Annotated in this window: 10 protein-coding genes, 1 pseudogene and 1 riboswitch; of the genes and pseudogenes, 8 read left to right on the top strand and 3 right to left on the bottom strand. The window is 62.7% G+C overall.

Going from position 1 to position 16,745, the window contains the following annotated elements; all coding sequences use genetic code 11:
* Window positions 1-154 precede the first annotated feature (154 nt).
* The 6 genes from clpP to EV286_RS19205 all read left to right on the top strand — a co-directional run bounded on the left by clpP (window position 155) and on the right by EV286_RS19205 (window position 9,233).
* On the top strand, window positions 155-784 hold the full coding sequence (gene clpP, locus EV286_RS19180) for an ATP-dependent Clp endopeptidase proteolytic subunit ClpP (RefSeq protein ID WP_132958761.1): 630 nt from the start codon (window positions 155-157) through the stop codon (window positions 782-784).
* Between the two features lie 304 nt (window positions 785-1,088).
* The gene (clpX, locus tag EV286_RS19185; protein ID WP_132958762.1) at window positions 1,089-2,366 is read left to right on the top strand and encodes an ATP-dependent Clp protease ATP-binding subunit ClpX; all 1,278 of its coding nucleotides are present in this window, start codon (window positions 1,089-1,091) and stop codon (window positions 2,364-2,366) included.
* 395 nt (window positions 2,367-2,761) lie between these two features.
* A complete protein-coding gene (lon, locus tag EV286_RS19190; protein ID WP_132958763.1) occupies window positions 2,762-5,179 on the top strand; it encodes an endopeptidase La in 2,418 nt (805 codons plus the stop codon).
* Between the two features lie 207 nt (window positions 5,180-5,386).
* Entirely contained in the window at window positions 5,387-5,662 is a 276-nt protein-coding gene (gene hupB / locus EV286_RS19195) for a DNA-binding protein HupB (protein ID WP_132958764.1), read from the top strand.
* Between the two features lie 136 nt (window positions 5,663-5,798).
* A riboswitch (FMN riboswitch) is annotated at window positions 5,799-5,946 on the top strand.
* 88 nt (window positions 5,947-6,034) lie between these two features.
* Window positions 6,035-6,934, top strand: coding sequence for a DMT family transporter (locus EV286_RS19200; protein WP_132958765.1), 900 nt, complete (start codon window positions 6,035-6,037; stop codon window positions 6,932-6,934).
* A gap of 85 nt (window positions 6,935-7,019) precedes the next feature.
* On the top strand, window positions 7,020-9,233 hold the full coding sequence (locus tag EV286_RS19205) for an esterase-like activity of phytase family protein (RefSeq protein WP_132958766.1): 2,214 nt from the start codon (window positions 7,020-7,022) through the stop codon (window positions 9,231-9,233).
* Between the two features lie 304 nt (window positions 9,234-9,537).
* Here the strand turns inward: EV286_RS19205 and EV286_RS19210 are convergent.
* The 3 genes and pseudogenes from EV286_RS19210 to EV286_RS19220 all read right to left on the bottom strand — a co-directional run.
* Window positions 9,538-9,657, bottom strand: a pseudogene (locus EV286_RS19210) (aldo/keto reductase); the annotation flags it as partial.
* Window positions 9,657-10,223 (bottom strand): hypothetical protein, encoded by a 567-nt coding sequence (locus EV286_RS19215; protein ID WP_132958767.1) that lies wholly within the window; start codon window positions 10,221-10,223, stop codon window positions 9,657-9,659. The pseudogene EV286_RS19210 and the gene EV286_RS19215, both read right to left, overlap by 1 nt.
* Window positions 10,224-10,817: 594 nt before the next feature.
* Entirely contained in the window at window positions 10,818-11,804 is a 987-nt protein-coding gene (locus EV286_RS19220; RefSeq protein ID WP_132958768.1) for an aldo/keto reductase, read from the bottom strand.
* 220 nt (window positions 11,805-12,024) lie between these two features.
* Between EV286_RS19220 and EV286_RS19225 the strand changes: the two genes are divergently transcribed.
* Both EV286_RS19225 and EV286_RS19230 read left to right on the top strand, forming a co-directional pair.
* Window positions 12,025-13,266 carry a DNA repair exonuclease gene (locus EV286_RS19225; RefSeq protein ID WP_132958769.1) on the top strand — a complete coding sequence of 414 codons (1,242 nt, stop codon included), beginning with the start codon at window positions 12,025-12,027 and terminating at the stop codon, window positions 13,264-13,266.
* Window positions 13,267-13,268: 2 nt separating this feature from the next.
* On the top strand, window positions 13,269-16,721 hold the full coding sequence (locus tag EV286_RS19230; protein WP_132958770.1) for a YhaN family protein: 3,453 nt from the start codon (window positions 13,269-13,271) through the stop codon (window positions 16,719-16,721).
* Window positions 16,722-16,745 lie beyond the last annotated feature (24 nt).

Raw genomic sequence — 16,745 nt, forward strand, 5'->3', positions numbered from 1 at the left:
CGCGCCTAAACCGTCTGCCGATCCGGGCCGCGCCTTAATGATATCCTTATGCGCGTCTTGAAGTGCAGGGCCGTGACACTCTATGTAGGGGTAAGGCATTTTTATCTGATTCCCGGCGCGTCAAGGGCCGGGGAGAGTTTGGCAAAGGACGCACATGAGAAATCCAGTCGATACCGCTATGGCCCTGGTGCCAATGGTTGTAGAGCAGACCAACCGAGGTGAACGCTCCTACGACATCTATTCGCGGCTTCTGAAGGAACGCATCATTTTCCTGACGGGTCCCGTCGAGGATCATATGGCGACGCTCGTTTGCGCTCAGCTTCTCTTCCTCGAGGCGGAAAACCCGAAGAAGGAAATCGCGCTTTACATCAATTCGCCCGGCGGCGTCGTCACGGCGGGCATGGCCATCTACGATACGATGCAGTTCATCAAGCCGGCTGTATCCACCCTCTGCATCGGCCAGGCTGCCTCCATGGGTTCGCTGCTTCTCGCCGCCGGCGACAAGGACATGCGTTTTGCGACGCCGAATTCCCGCATCATGGTCCACCAGCCGTCCGGCGGCTTCCAGGGCCAGGCGTCAGATATCGAACGTCATGCCCGCGACATCATTAAGATGAAGCGCCGCCTGAACGAGGTATATGTGAAGCACTGCGGCCGTACCTACGAGGAAGTAGAGCAGACGCTCGACCGAGACCACTTCATGTCCGCCGATGAGGCGAAGGAATGGGGCCTCGTCGACAAAGTGCTGACGTCGCGTGCGGAGATCGAAGGCGCAGAAGCCTGAGGTTGTGTGTAATGGTGTTTTCCTCGCCACAGTTCTATCCCAATTGTGATCGAACAAGGGGTTTAATCTGGTGAGGAACGCGCTAATAGTAAGTATTAATGCTATGTTGAGTTTTTGTGACATGGCATTCGGCATTACAAGGGGAAGTCGTTGCCACCAGGTGCCCGGTCATGGTTGGTTGGGGCTCGGTTAGTACCCTGGGAGCTTGGTCGGCGGTAGCTCCTGCCATGGGAGCGATGTCCGGCGGGCACGTTGAGTTGGCCGCTATTTCAGCTGAAATGCGGCGTGCTGGAAGGAAAGTGATATGAGCAAAGTCAGCGGCAGCAACGGCGGTGACTCCAAGAACACCCTCTATTGTTCGTTCTGCGGAAAGAGCCAGCACGAGGTCCGGAAGCTTATCGCCGGACCGACAGTCTTCATCTGCGATGAGTGCGTCGAGCTGTGCATGGACATCATCCGCGAGGAGAACAAGTCCTCGATGGTCAAGTCCCGTGATGGCGTTCCCACGCCCCAGGACATCATCAAGGTCCTCGACGAATACGTCATCGGCCAGCGGCAGGCGAAGAAGATCCTTTCCGTTGCAGTCCACAACCACTACAAGCGCCTTGCCCACGCCTCCAAGAACGGCGACGTGGAGTTGGCGAAGTCGAACATCCTCCTCGTCGGTCCGACCGGCTGCGGCAAGACCTATCTCGCCCAGACGCTCGCCCGCATCATCGACGTGCCCTTCACGATGGCTGATGCAACGACGCTCACCGAAGCCGGCTATGTCGGCGAGGACGTCGAAAACATCATCCTGAAGCTGCTGCAGGCTGCCGACTACAATGTCGAGCGCGCCCAGCGCGGCATCGTCTACATCGATGAAGTGGACAAGATCTCCCGCAAGTCCGACAACCCGTCGATCACCCGTGACGTTTCGGGCGAGGGCGTCCAGCAGGCCCTGCTCAAGATCATGGAGGGCACGGTAGCTTCCGTACCGCCGCAGGGCGGCCGCAAGCATCCGCAGCAGGAATTCCTGCAGGTCGACACGACGAACATCCTGTTCATCTGCGGCGGCGCATTCGCCGGCCTCGACAAGATCATCTCGGCCCGCGGCGAAAAGACGTCGATCGGCTTCGGTGCGACGGTCAGGGCACAGGACGAGCGCCGCGTCGGCGAAGTGCTGCGCGAACTGGAGCCGGAAGATCTGGTGAAGTTCGGCCTCATTCCGGAATTCATCGGTCGTCTGCCGGTTCTGGCGACGCTCGAGGACCTCGACGAGGACGCACTGATCCAGATCCTGTCCGAACCGAAGAACGCGCTGGTCAAGCAGTATCAGCGGCTGTTCGAGATGGAGGACATCGAGCTGAACTTCCACGAGGACGCACTGCGCGAAATCGCCCGCAAGGCGATCACTCGCAAGACCGGCGCCCGCGGCCTGCGTTCGATCATGGAGAAGATCCTGCTCGATACGATGTTCGAACTTCCGGCGCTCGAAGGCGTGCGCGAGGTGGTCATCTCGGAGGAGGTCGTCCGCGGCTCCGCCCGTCCGCTCTACATCTACGCAGATCGCGCCGAAGAGAAGGCCAACGCATCGGCCTGAATGGGTACGGTTTCAGCAATTGGTGGGGGCTTGCCGTTGGCAGGCCCCTTTCCATTTGAAAAAGGTCTTGCCATGCTGTTAAGGTCTGCGGGTGGGGTTCGAAGCGACCGGTTCGCCGGTACGAATTGTCGCATGCGGGCGACCACAAAATGACCTGTGGCCATGATCAGTTGTGTTTGTGTAGCCCGTTCAGGAGGGTAAGCGTGGATACAGGCAGGCGGGGCATTTTGCGAGAGTATACATTTGTCACGCAATCGTCACGTTCGCGGAAGGCGGCGATTGGGTTGGCTTGAAATAGATAGTCCGAAGCTCCACTTCTTATGCAAGTGAGAAGCTCGGTCGGTCCCAAGCGTGCCGGGCAGAAGAACCCGGTAACGGGATGGAAAGGAAATGATATGACGAAGAAAACGTCTGTTGCGAGCAGCATTGCCTATCCGGTTTTGCCGTTGCGCGACATCGTGGTTTTCCCCCACATGATCGTGCCGCTGTTCGTAGGACGGGAAAAGTCGATCCGCGCGCTGGAAGAAGTCATGGGGTCCGAGAAGCAAATCATGCTCGTGACCCAGATCAACGCCAGTGATGATGACCCGGCACCTTCCGCAATTCACAAGGTCGGCACCGTGGCCAACGTTCTGCAGCTTCTGAAGCTGCCCGACGGCACCGTCAAGGTATTGGTCGAAGGTCGCGCTCGCGCCGAGATCGACCAGTACACCGACCGCGAGGATTTCTACGAGGCGCTCGGCCACGTGCTGGAGGAGCCCGAGGACGATCCGGTCGAACTCGAAGCCTTGAGCCGGTCGGTAGTTTCGGAATTCGAAAGCTATGTGAAGCTCAACAAGAAGATTTCTCCCGAAGTGGTGGGCGCCGCCAGCCAGATCGACGACTATTCCAAGCTCGCCGATACGGTTGCCTCGCATCTGTCGATCAAGATCACCGAGAAGCAGGAGATGCTGGAAACCACCAGCGTCAAGGGCCGCCTTGAAAAGGCTCTCGGCTTCATGGAAGGCGAGATCTCGGTACTGCAGGTCGAAAAGCGCATCCGCTCGCGCGTCAAGCGCCAGATGGAGAAGACCCAGCGCGAGTACTACCTGAACGAACAGATGAAGGCGATCCAGAAGGAGCTCGGCGACGGCGAGGAAGGCCGCGACGAGATGGCCGAACTGGAGGAGCGCATCTCCAAGACGAAGCTCTCCAAGGAGGCCCGCGAAAAGGCGGAAGCCGAGCTGAAGAAGCTGCGCCAGATGAGCCCGATGTCGGCGGAAGCCACCGTCGTGCGCAACTATCTCGACTGGCTGCTCGGCATTCCGTGGGGCAAGAAGTCCAAGATCAAGGCCGACCTCAACAATGCCGAGAAGATCCTCGAAGCGGATCACTTCGGCCTCGACAAGGTCAAGGAGCGCATCGTCGAGTATCTGGCCGTGCAGGCGCGTTCGACCAAGCTGAAGGGGCCGATCCTGTGCCTCGTCGGTCCTCCGGGCGTCGGCAAGACCTCGCTCGCCCAGTCGATCGCCAAGGCGACCGGCCGCGAGTACATCCGCATGGCGCTCGGCGGCGTTCGTGACGAAGCCGAGATCCGCGGTCACCGCCGCACCTATATCGGCTCGATGCCCGGCAAGGTCATCCAGTCGATGAAGAAGGCGAAGAAGTCCAATCCGCTCTTCCTGCTCGACGAGATCGACAAGCTGGGCCAGGACTATCGCGGCGATCCGTCTTCGGCCCTGCTGGAAGTTCTCGATCCGGCGCAGAACTCGACCTTCATGGATCACTACCTTGAAGTCGAATACGACCTGTCGGACGTGATGTTCATCACGACGGCGAATACGCTGAACATCCCGGCGCCCCTGATGGACCGCATGGAAATCATCCGTATCGCCGGCTACACCGAAGATGAAAAGCGCGAGATCGCCAAGCGGCATCTGCTGCCGAAGGCCATCAAGGAACATGCGTTGCAGCCGGACGAATTCTCGGTCAGCGACGATGCCCTGATGGCGATCAGCCAGCAATACACCCGCGAGGCAGGTGTTCGTAGCTTCGAACGCGAATTGATGAAGCTCGCCCGCAAGGCGGTCACCGAGATCATCAAGGGCAAGACGAAGTCCGTTCACGTGACTGCGGCCAACATCGACGAATATCTGGGCGTTCCGCGCTTCCGCCACGGCGAAGCCGAGCGTGAAGACCAGGTCGGTGTGGTTACCGGTCTTGCCTGGACGGAAGTCGGCGGCGAGCTGCTGACGATCGAAGGCGTGATGATGCCGGGCAAGGGCCGCATGACGGTCACCGGCAACCTGAAGGAAGTGATGAAGGAATCGATTTCGGCTGCGGCATCCTATGTCCGCTCGCGCGCCGTCGATTTCGGCATCCAGCCGCCGCTCTTCGACAAGAGTGACATCCATGTCCACGTGCCCGAGGCCGCAACGCCGAAGGACGGTCCTTCGGCCGGCGTGGCGATGGCGACTGCAATGGTGTCGATCATGACCGGTATCCCTGTTTCCAAGGATGTCGCCATGACCGGTGAAATCACCCTTCGCGGCCGTGTCCTGCCGATCGGTGGCCTGAAGGAAAAGCTGCTCGCAGCGCTTCGCGGTGGCATCAAGAAGGTGCTGATCCCGGAAGAGAACGCCAAGGATCTGGCGGAGATTCCGGACAACGTGAAGAACAACATGGAGATCATCCCGGTCTCGCGGATGGGCGAGGTGATCAAGCACGCGCTCGTTCGCCGGCCCGAGCCGATCGAGTGGGATGGCACGGTGGAAACGCCGGTCATTGCGACCGTTGAAGGTCTCGACGAAACCGGTGCAACCATAGCTCACTGAGCTGTGTTTGCCACATTTGTGCCTAAAACGCGCAAAACCTCTGGAAAGGCTGGCGGAAACGCCAGCCTTTTTTGTGAAAACCTCTTCGAGACGCTTGATTTTCCTTGATTTGCAGGGCTTTTGGGTTTGCGGCGGGCCTGATCACGTGCATCCTGCGCCTAGCTTTTAGATTGAGTCGTTTCATACCGTTTAGAAAGGGGTGGAAACATGAACAAGAATGAACTCGTTGCCGCAGTGGCGGAGAAGTCGGGCCTGACCAAGGCAGACGCGACGTCGGCTGTCGACGCACTCTTCGACACCGTCCAGGCTGAGTTGAAGAAGGGTGGCGACATCCGTCTCGCCGGCTTTGGCAGCTTCACCGTTTCTCATCGTGCAGCCACGAAGGGTCGCAACCCGTCGACTGGCGCCGAAGTTGATATTCCGGCTCGCAACGTGCCGAAGTTCACGCCTGGCAAGGGCCTGAAGGACTCGGTCAACGGCTGATCGCCTTCTCGTTCGGCGCCCATCGCGACGGCAATCCGTCGGCGAGGGTGGCGCGGCTTTTGGGGGTCCGGCTTTGCCGGACCCTTTTTGCATTTCGGGCGGCCTTGCAGGGGCGCCGTCTTTGATTTACGGATTTTTCCGTTCTCAGGGCGGGGTGAAAGTCCCCACCGGCGGTAAGGGCATTGCCCAAGCCCGCGAGCGCCTTTCGCCATAGCGGCGGAAGGGTCAGCAGATCCGGTGCAACTCCGGAGCCGACGGTATAGTCCGGATGAAAGAGAATGATCGCGTGGCACGCGGGGCAGGATACTGCCCGGCAATGCTTTGCGCTCATGCGTCCTGATTTGTGTTGGTCCTTTGTTTCGGATGAATGACATGAATCAGACTTCCCTTCGTATTTCCTCGTCGCGCGCCATGGCGGGTGCCGCCTGGATGGTGCTTGCCGGCATCGCCTTTTCCGCTCTCAACATCGTCACGCAATGGGTGACGATGAAGCTCGGCTTCCCCGCCGCTTCGGCCGCCTTCTGGCAATATGCCTTCGCGTTCGTCTTCTCGCTGCCCTTCCTGAGGAAGGTCGGACTATCGGCCATGCGGACGGACTACCCCTGGCGCCATGTCGTGCGCGTGGCACTTGCCGCCCTCGGCGTCGAAGCCTGGGTGGCGGGTCTGGCATCCGTGCCGATCTGGCAGGCGATCGCGCTCGTGATGACCTCGCCGTTCTTTATCATTCTCGGCGCCCGCCTGTTCCTCGGAGAGCGCGTCGGCCCGGCGCGATGGGCGGCGACAGCCATGGGCTTCGCGGGCGCCATGATCATTCTGCAGCCGTGGTCGGACGCATTCACCTCGGCGGCGTTACTGCCGATCCTCTCGGCGCTCTTCTGGGGTGCGTCTTCGCTGATCACGAAGAGCCTTACCGACATCGAAAGGCCGGAGACCATCACGGTGTGGCTCCTTGTGCTGCTGACGCCCATCAATGGCGGGCTGGCGCTTGCCGCAGGGTTCGAAGTACCGCAAGGGATCACGCTCGGCGTCTTCGTCGCCGCCGGCCTGATCACCGTCGTTGCTCAGTATTTCCTGACGCTTGCATACAGCTCGGCGGACGCTGCCTATGTGCAGCCCTTCGACGATCTCAAGCTGCCCCTGAACGTCCTGGCCGGCTGGCTGGTCTTCGGCTATGCGCCGTCGGGTTATCTCTGGCTCGGCGCCGCACTGATCCTCATGGCGTCGCTCTTCATCATGCGAAACGAGATGCGGCGGGAGCGTTCTCCCGCCTAGGCCAGGCTGATACGAAAAACGCGCTGCCTGTCATTTGCCTGTCATCGCATTGCCTCAAAACCCCCATGTTTCGACTGTTCGACACATGGGGGATTTCATGACCATTTCATCGCGCAAGGCGGCGCTCGCTGCAGTGCTTCTCGCATCCGTTGCTTTTCCGGCGGCTGCCGAACCCGTCTTCAATCGCATCGCTTCCTTCCCGGTCGCAACCAACCTGCCGGCCGACAAGGACAAGCTCTCGACCACTTCGGCCGAAATCATCACTGCCAGCGAAGACGGCAACACGCTGATCTACAGCGACAGCCCGCTCGGCGCGATCGGCTTCGTCGACATCACCGATGCCAAGGCCCCGAAGGCCGGCGGCGCGCTGATGATGGATGGCGAGCCGACCTCGGTCACGACCGCTGCCGGCAAGGCGCTCGTCGCCGTCAACACCGGCGAGAGCAAGCAGAACCCCTCGGGCCGCCTCGCGATCGTCGACATTGCGACGAAGAAGATCGACGCGACCTGCGATCTCGGCGGCCAGCCGGATTCGATCGCCCTCAACAAGGACAAGACGCTCGGCACCATCGCGATCGAGAACGAGCGCGACGAAGACGTCAATGACGGCAAGATTCCGCAGATGCCCGCCGGCGACCTCGTGATCTTCCAGGTCAAGACCGACGGCAGCGTCGATTGCGGCACCATCAAGCACATCGCCCTGACCGGTCTTTCCGGCGTTGCCGCCGAAGATCCGGAGCCCGAATTCGTTTCCTTCAACAGCCAGAACGAGATCGCGCTGACGCTGCAAGAAAACAACGAGATCATCATCCTCGACGGTGCGACCGGCGCCGTGAAGACGCATTTCTCGGCCGGCAGCGTCGACCTCTCCGGCATCGACACGAAGAAGGACGGCGCGCTGAAGTTCACCGGCGAGAAGAAGGGCGTGTTGCGCGAGCCCGACGCCGTGAAGTGGCTTGACGACAACCGTCTCGTCGTTGCCAACGAAGGCGACTACGAAGGCGGCTCGCGCGGCTTCACCATCTTCGACAAGACAGGCAAGGTGGTCTACGAGTCCGGCAGCGCCTTCGAGCGCGCCGTTGCTCATCTCGGCCACTATCCGGAGGGCCGTTCCTCCGCCAAGGGCGTCGAGCCGGAAGGCCTGGAAGCCGCCAGGTTCGGCGACGACAACCTCTTCTTCCTGCTCGCCGAGCGCGCCTCGGTGGTCGGCGTCTACAAGGACACCGGTGCCGAGCCGGAACTGCTGCAGATCCTGCCGTCGGGCGTTTCGCCGGAAGGCGCAATCGCCATTCCGCAGCGCAATCTCTTCGCCACAGCCAACGAGGTCGATCTCGGCGAAGATGGCGGCCCGCGTTCGCACGTCATGATCTACGAGCGCGGCGAAGGCGAGAAGGCCTATCCGCAGATCGTTTCGGCGGAGAAGGACGGCAACCCGATCGGCTTCGCGGCCCTTTCAGGCCTTGCCGCCGTTCCCGGCCAGCCGGGCATGCTCTATGCCGTCAGCGACAGCGTCCTCGGCTCGCAGCCGACGATCTACACGATCGACGCGACGAAGAAGCCTGCCATCATCACCGATGCGCTCGTCGTCAAGCGTGACGGCGCTCCGGCCCAGAAGCTCGACATCGAAGGCATCGCGGTTGCCGAAGACGGTTCGTTCTGGCTGGCGTCGGAAGGCTATACGGACCGGCTGGTTCCGCACGCCCTCTATAACGTCAATGCCAAGGGCGACATCAAGGCCGAGATCGCCCTGCCGAAGGAACTGCTCGCCAACGAAATCCGCTACGGCTTCGAGGGCGTCACGGTCGTCGGCTCCGGCGACGACGCGACGCTGTGGATGGCCGTTCAGCGCGAATGGAACGACGACGAGAAGGGCTTCGTAAAGCTCGTCTCCTATAATCCGAAGAAGAAGGAATGGGGTGCCGTGCACTATCCGCTCGACAAGTCGGAGAGCGGCTGGGTCGGCCTTTCGGAAGTCACTGCCAACGGCGACAGCCTCTACATCATCGAGCGCGACAACCTCGTCGGCGACCAGGCGAAGCTGAAGAAGCTCTACAAGGTGGCGATCGCCGACCTGAAGCCTGCCAAGCTCGGCGAAAAGCTGCCTGTCGTGACGAAGACGGAAGCCCATGACTTCATCGGCGACCTGAAGAGCGCCACGAACGGCTACGTCCTCGACAAGCTCGAAGGCTTCGCCTTCGACGCCGCCGGCAAGCCCTTTGCCGTCACCGACAACGACGGCGTCAGCGACTCCTCCGGCGAGACGCTGTTCTTCCCGGTCGACCTGACCGCCACGAACTAAGGCTGCCTCGCGCAGAGAAAAAAGAGGCCGGGCTTGATCGCCCGGCCTCAGTCTTTTGACGAAGATTACCACAGCAGCGACCTCTCCCCCGTCACCCCGGACTTGATCCGGGGTCCAGCAGCGCCGCGTCTGCGGCGCGCAAGACGCTTAGCCGTGGTGGTCCTTTCGGCTCACCGACGCTCGCCGGCTGGATTCCGGCTCAGGGCCGGAATGGCGGGCAGGATGGGGCGACGGCAGGGCGAGACGACGGACGAGAAGCTGGTCCTGATGCCTTCGTCGCCGACGGCCCCAGCCTCTTCTCACCCTACCAGCGCTGATGCACGTGCGGTGCGATCAGCCGCTCGTAAATCTCGCGGGTTGCTGCCATCACGTCGGCCGAAAGCGGCGCGAGATCGGCGGCGGAGGCATCGGCCAAGGCTGCTTCTAATAGCAGTTGAACGCCAGGCCGAAACGCGGTTCGGGGGTGGTGTCTGCGGGAGCAAACTCGACATCATTGCCACGTCCCCCTGATCTAACCACCCCAAATTTGCCCAGATAGACAAGGTCAGCGTAATATTTCGAAGCGGGAGGAGATGACGGGAGCACGCTTGGCTGACCCGACTCGACATAGTTGAAAAGCTCGGATGCTTCGGCGTCTTGCGCCTCGATGTCTTCGGCTACCGTCAATTTCGAAAGGTGCAAGCCAAAGGGCGTGAGGGACGGTTTGAAACGAACGCGGCAGGACGCTCTTAGAACTCCCCGCGATGGCACAAACGTAAACAACTCGTAGCCGAGGCCAAAATAGTAGATTCCGCCGTCGCGGGACCGGTAGAGGGCGAGTCCCGAATTGTAGGGCCTTTTCCATATGTCGATTGATCCGCTCGACGGTCCGGACATGAACGCCCCGACGCGGGTGAGACGGAGTTCCTCTTCCATGCCCAAGCCCCAGGACATCGTGTAGGTCAGATCATACCCGCTCGTTCCCAATCGGACGGTCGTCGCACGGCTCATTGCGACTTCCCAGGCGGCATAACCCGCGCAGGTCACCAACAAACCGATGACTAGGAGTCGTCGCATAGGTCTTCTCTTTGGTGGACCGACGAATGCAGGCTGAGCGGGTGCAGTTCTTCACCTTCCTCGAATTGTCCAGGCCGGATAGAGCCCCAATCCGTCGTTGACTAAAGAGGCTTTTGAAGACTGCAACTGAAAGTCCAGTTTTCGGTTAAGCTTTGGGGGCAAAAAACCAGACGTTTTCTTGGCCCACCCCGCGCTCAGATCATCCTCGGCCCTGAGCCACGAACTAGGGCTGCCTCGCACGGAGAAAGAAAGAGGCCGGGCTTAATCGCCCGGCCTCACTCTTTGACGAAGATTACAATCGCGGGACAGTCTCCCCATCGTCACCCCGGACTTGATCCGGGGTCCAGCAGCGCCGCGTCTGCGGCGCAAGACTCTCACCAGGAGTCTCTTCGGCTCGCGGACGCTCGCCGGCTGGATTCCGGCTCAGGGCCGGAATGACGGCAGGATGGGGCGGCGGCAGGATGGGCAACGGACGAGAAAAGCTGCCCTTGATGCTTTCGTCGCCGACGGCCCCAGCCTCGTTTTGTCCTACCAGCGCTGATGCACGTGCGGGGCAATCAGCCGCGCGTAAATCTCGCGGGTCGCGGCCATCACGTCGGCCGAAAGCGGTGCAAGATCGGCGGCGGCGGCATTGGCCTTGGCTTGCTCGGCGTTGCGGGCGCCGGGGATGACGACGGTGACGGCCTCGTTCATCAGGATCCAGCGCAGTGCGAAGGCCGCCATGCTGGCGCCCGCCGGAACGAGTTTGCGCACGTCCTCGACCGCCTGCAGACCGACCTCGAAGGGCACGCCCGCAAAGGTCTCGCCGACATCGAAGGCTTCGCCGTGGCGGTTATAGTTGCGGTGGTCGTCGCTCGCGAACTTGGTGTCGCGGCTGATCTTGCCAGAGAGCAGGCCGCTTGCGAGCGGCACGCGGGCGATGATCGCGACATTCTTGCGGTGCGCTTCCTTGAAGAACAGGTGGTCGGGGCGCTGGCGGAAGATGTTGTAGATGATCTGGATGCTGACGACACCCGGATATTCGATCGCCTTCAGGCCGTCTTCGACCTTTTCGACGCTGACGCCATAGCCCTTGATCTTGCCGGCCTTCTGCAGTTCGTCGAGAGCGCTGAACACCTCGGGCATGTAGAGCGCCTCGCGGGGAGGGCAGTGAAGCTGCACGAGGTCCAGGCTGTCGACCTGCAGGTTCTTCAGGCTGCGGTCGATGAAGCTTTCGAGATTGGCCTTGGTGTAGCCCTCCGGTACGTGCGGGCTGAGCCGGCGTCCTGCCTTGGTGGCGACCATCGGGCGCTTGCCGCCGCGAGCCTTGAGAACCTCGGCGATAAGCTTTTCCGAGCGGCCGTCGCCATAGACGTCGGCGGTATCGATGAAGGTCATGCCGGCGTCGAGGGCGGCATTCAGCGCGGCGCGGCCATCGGCCTCGCTGACATCGCCCCAGGATCCGCCGATCTGCCAGGCGCCGAAGCCAACATCCGTGACGGTGAAAGGCATGCGTCCGAAAGCATGGTGTCTCATGAGAGTTCCTCCGTTCGTTATGAAATGCCAAGGCAGTATCAGCCCTGCCGACGCCCCGCAAGCAAACTGCGCCCCGCGAAGATCGCAATCCCGTGACATGGAAATATGACAAGCGATCCGGAATGCGAAAGCGTTGGATGAGCGCGCCCGACGGGTATCAATCGCGGCGGGACTTTCCTAGAAAGGGAGCTTCAGATGCCGGAGATCGAAGACCAGCCGCATGTCGTCCTTCACTTTCATCCACTCCGCCGACCTGCATCTCGGCAGCCCGTTCCAGGGCCTGGCGCTGAAGGACGCGGATATCGCCGCTGTCTTCGTCGAGGCGAGCCGGAAGGCCCTTTCCAGGCTGATAGACGAGGCAGTTGAACGGCGCGTGGATTTCTTCCTGATTGCCGGCGACGTCTATGACGGCGACTGGAAGGACAACAAGATCGGTCTTTTCTTCAATCGCGAGATGGCGCGCCTCGAGCGGGCCGGCATTCCCGTCTTCCTGCTGAGGGGCAATCATGACGCCGAGAGCGTCATCACGAAGACGATCACCCTGCCGGCCAATGTCCACGAGTTTCCAACCAACCGGCCCGGCACCTTCCGCCTGGAGGCGCTGCGCGTGGCGATGCATGGACAGGGCTTTGCCGAACGCTCCGCCAACGACAATCTTGCGATCAACTATCCGGCGCCGGAGCGCGGATGGTTCAACATCGGCGTGCTGCATACCTCGCTGACGGGGCGAGAGCCGCACGCGCCCTATGCACCCTGTTCCATCGAGGACCTGCGCTCGCGCGGCTATGATTATTGGGCGCTCGGCCACGTGCACGAGTTTGAAGAAGTCTCCGCCGATCCGCTTGTGATCTTCCCGGGCAACCTGCAGGGCCGCAGCATCCGCGAATGCGGGGCGAAGGGCGCGGTGCTCGTGACGGTCGATGACGGGCGGGTAAGCCACGAGCGGCTGATCGTCGACGATGCGCGCTTCGCGCAGGCACGGGTGACGGTCGGTTCGGACGATGATCTCGCGGCTATCCTGCACGCGGTCGAGCAGGCGGTTCGGCCGGTGGTCGACATGATGGATGGTCGGCTCATCGCGTTGCGGCTGGCGCTTGCCGGCGAAAGTGCGATCCATGCCGACCTGATGGCCAATCGCCAGCAGCTGCGCGACGAGGTGCAGGCTGCGTGCCATCGCTGCCACGAGGACATATGGCTGGAAAAGCTGGAGCTCCACCTGGAGGCGCCGGCCGCCCGCACGCTGGACGAGACGAACGGCACGGCGGTTGATCTGGCGTGGCTGCTTTCGGGACATTCCGGCGACGAGGAGATCGCGATCGAAGCGGAGAAGCTGATTTTCGGCATAGCGCTGCGCCTGCCGGGAGGACAGGGGGCTGGCGAACTGCCGCTCGGCGATACGGCCGAAGCCTTGGTCGAGGAAGCACGGCAACTCCTGCTCGGCCGGGCCGGGAAGGCGGGCTGACCATGCGCTTCGACCGCCTCGGCATCCTTCGCTACGGCGCCCTGACGGGTCGCGAGCTGGAAATGCGCGAGGGCGCGAAGCTGCACATCGTCTATGGCCCGAACGAGGCAGGCAAATCGTCGGCGCTGCGCGCAATTTCCGACCTGCTCTTCGGGTTTCCGACAGCCGCCGAGCAGAGCTTCCTCCACGAGCCGTCGAGCCTGCGCGTCGGCGCGACGATTGCAGGGCGCGACGGTGCAAAGCTCGCCTTCCGCAGGCGCCGCGGCCGCAAGAATACGCTGCTTGCCGATGACGAGAGCGAAGAGGCGCTCGCCGATGACGCTCTGTCGCCCTTTCTCGGCGGCCTGAGCCGCGAGGTCTTCGAGCGGGCTTTCGGGCTCGACTCGCAACGGCTGCGCACGGGTGCCGCAGCCATGCTGCAAAGCGGCGGCGAGATCGGCAGCCTGCTGTTTTCGGCCGCGTCCGGAATGACCGGGCTTACCAGGCTCAGGCAATCCTTGGAGACCGAAGCGGCAGGCATCTTCGCGCCGAAGCGGGCCAAGGACCGTCTCTTCTACCAGGCCCTCGACCGATATGACGATGCACGCAGGGCCGAGCGGGAGAACGAGCTGAAATCCACGGATTGGAAGAAGCTCGTCGCGGACACGGCCGGCATCGAATCCGATCTGGCGAGCCTGCAGGCAGAGCGCGAGGAGACGAAGCGGGCGCTCGAAAAGCTGAGGACGCTGAGAAAGCTGGAGCCGCTGCTGCGCGAGATCGACGCCGAGCGCACGCTTCTCATGGAATTTGCCGATCTTGCCGATGTGCCGGCTGATTTCGCCGGAAGGCTCGCACAGGCGCTCGAGGCGAAGCGGGCGGCGGCAGGGGCGCGCCATGCCGCCGAGAGCGAGGTTGCGCGGACCGAGGACGACATCAGCACTGCACATGTGGATCAGGCGATATTCGCTGCCGCCGGCGCCATCATGGAGTGCTACGCCGAAAAGGGCTCCTACCTGAAGGCTCGGGAGGACCTCCCGCGGGTGAGGGGGGAGGTCGAGGATTTCGACCTGAGGCTGGTGCAGCTCGCACGCAAGCTCGGCCTTGGCGCGGAGCGCTCCGAGATCGAGCGCCGCCAGCCGCCGGATGCCGAGCTCGCTCGGCTGCGCAAGCTGGTGGAAGAAGGCCGCGAGCTGCGCCGTAACCACAGCGAGCTTCGCAAGCGGCTCGAGGAGGAGCGCGACTACCTGCGCCACCTCGACAGCAACGAGGCGCCCGGCCGGCTTATCGATCCCAAGCCCTATGCGGAGCAGCTGGAAGCGCTGCAGCCGGATATCGGGGAGCTCGCAAGGCTCGATGGCCTCGCGGTGCGGGTCTCACGGGCCGAGACCGAACTGGCGGAGGCCTTCGCCCGTCTCACGCCTCGGACCGAGACCCTTGACCGGCTGCTCGAAGTGCCGTTGCCCGATATCGCGACGCTCGGGGAGCACCGTCGCCTGCTTGATGAGGCAGAGGCTGCATTGAGGGAGGCGACGTCGAAGCGCACGGCGCTGGAGACGGAAAGAAGTGCGCTGGAAAGCGACCTGACGGCCCTTGAACAGGGCATAGGGATCGTGACCCGCGATGAGATCGCCGCCGCCCGTAGGCGCAGGGACGCCCTTTGGCAGGCGTTCGCCGCGGCCCCGTCCATCGGCGCGCCCGCTATCGACGAGATCAGGGGTGCCCTGCGCGAGGCCGATCGCCTCGCGGATGCGGCCCTTGCCGATGCAGAGCGTGTCTCCCGGCACGCGCAGTTGAAACTGCGGCTCGGCGAGGTGGAGCGGATGCTTGCCAACGCCGGCCAACTTGCCGAGGCGAATGCCGGAGCGCTCGCCGAGCGGCAGGCGAAGTTTGCCGAACTCTTTGCGGCGGCGGGCATCATACCGCTATCGCCGGATCGCATGATCGAGTGGCGCCGCTCCATCGAAGCTCTCGCGAAGGAGCGAGATGCGCTGAATGCGCTGAAGGACGAGCTTGCCGGCCTGCAGCTGGCGGGCGCGCGCCTTGCGCCGGCACTCTCGGCGCTCGCCGATGCCACGGGCCTCTCTGCCTCGTCATCCTTGCCTGCCCTCGCACTTGCACGGGCGCTCTCCCGCCGCGTCGCGGAGATTACCGAACAGTGGACGCGTGGGCGCTCGGCCGAAGGAAAGCGTCATTCCGCGCTCGAGGCGATCGCGCGGTTCGAGGAGCGGGAAGTCTCGCTGAAAGCGCAGGCCGGCAACTGGGAAACCGCTTTCGCCGATGCCGTTGCGACGATAGGACTGCCGGAGGGGGCGACGGTCGAAATGGCGGAAGCCGCCCTCGACGTCTGGAAGGACGTGCCGCAGACGTTCGCCGAACGGGAGAACCGCGACAAGCGCGTGCGCGGAATGCAGCGCGACATCGCGTCCTTCGAAGAGGCCGTCCGGGCGCTGGTTTCCGAGGCCGCACCCGAACTCGCGAAGCTCTCGCCGGACGCGGCCGTCGATGTCCTCCACCAGAGGGCGATTGCCGCCAATGCCGATCACAAGCGCCGAGCGGAACTGCATGCAGCCCTCGAGAAGGCGGAACTGCAGCGGCAGCGCAGGATCGCCGAGGACGAAGCCGCGGCGGGCGAGCTTGCAGTGCTTGCAGAGTTTCTGCCGGAGGCAGGGGAGCCGGCCTTGCTGCTCGAGAGGCTGGAACTGCGGAGAGACCTGGAGGTGCGCCTTGCCACGGGCCGTCGCCGTTTCCAGGACCAGGCGGATGGCGCGAGCGAAGACGAGATACGCGCGGCACTTTCCGGTTTCGACCGGGTACAGGCGGAACTCGATGTAGAAAGACTGCAGGCCGAGGACAATGCACAGGTGGCGCGCTTCGGCACCCTGACGGCAGAGCTTGCCGAATGCCAGCGCCGGCGCCGCGAGCTGGAGACGGGCAAGAGCGCTGAGTTCGCCGTGTTCGAAAAGCTCGGGGCAGAGCGCGAGGCGGTGGAGCTTGCTCGCCAGTGGGTGGTGCTGAAGCTCGCAGCGCACATGCTGACGACCTCCATGGAGGCCTATCGGGAAACACAGGCCGATCCGGTGATCCGCAGAGCAGGCGAGCTGTTTTCCGTCCTGACCGGCGGCCGCTTTGCCCGGCTCGTGCAGGATTATGGCGTCGATGATGAACTGCAACTCCTCGCCGAGAGGGCGACCGGCGATCGCGTTCCGCTCGACGGCCTCAGCGAAGGCACCGGCGATCAGCTCTACCTCGCCCTGCGGCTTGCCTTCGTGGAAGACTATTCGGCGCGCAACGAACCGGTGCCTCTGATCGTCGACGATATCTTCCAGACCTTCGACGACGAGCGCGCCGCCTGCGGCCTGCTGGCGCTTTCGCGGACGTCGGAGATGTTCCAGACAATCCTCTTCACGCATGAATCGAGTGTGGTCGAGATCGCTCGGCGCGAACTCGGCGACGGCATGGACCTCATCATGTTGTGATCGCAAACGGCCGTGCATGGTCCG

It is taken from the genome of Rhizobium sp. BK251, assembly GCF_004345245.1.
Lineage (GTDB): Bacteria > Pseudomonadota > Alphaproteobacteria > Rhizobiales > Rhizobiaceae > Rhizobium.

What these genes read in the sequence shown, in the direction of transcription:
- clpP (WP_132958761.1), top strand. Translation starts at nt 155, where the DNA reads ATGAGAAATCCAGTCGATACCGCTATGGCCCTGGTGCCAATGGTTGTA.
- clpX (WP_132958762.1), top strand. Translation starts at nt 1,089, where the DNA reads ATGAGCAAAGTCAGCGGCAGCAACGGCGGTGACTCCAAGAACACCCTC.
- lon (WP_132958763.1), top strand. Translation starts at nt 2,762, where the DNA reads ATGACGAAGAAAACGTCTGTTGCGAGCAGCATTGCCTATCCGGTTTTG.
- hupB (WP_132958764.1), top strand. Translation starts at nt 5,387, where the DNA reads ATGAACAAGAATGAACTCGTTGCCGCAGTGGCGGAGAAGTCGGGCCTG.
- EV286_RS19200 (WP_132958765.1), top strand. Translation starts at nt 6,035, where the DNA reads ATGAATCAGACTTCCCTTCGTATTTCCTCGTCGCGCGCCATGGCGGGT.
- EV286_RS19205 (WP_132958766.1), top strand. Translation starts at nt 7,020, where the DNA reads ATGGGGGATTTCATGACCATTTCATCGCGCAAGGCGGCGCTCGCTGCA.
- EV286_RS19215 (WP_132958767.1), bottom strand. Translation starts at nt 10,223, where the DNA reads ATGAGCCGTGCGACGACCGTCCGATTGGGAACGAGCGGGTATGATCTG.
- EV286_RS19220 (WP_132958768.1), bottom strand. Translation starts at nt 11,804, where the DNA reads ATGAGACACCATGCTTTCGGACGCATGCCTTTCACCGTCACGGATGTT.
- EV286_RS19225 (WP_132958769.1), top strand. Translation starts at nt 12,025, where the DNA reads ATGTCGTCCTTCACTTTCATCCACTCCGCCGACCTGCATCTCGGCAGC.
- EV286_RS19230 (WP_132958770.1), top strand. Translation starts at nt 13,269, where the DNA reads ATGCGCTTCGACCGCCTCGGCATCCTTCGCTACGGCGCCCTGACGGGT.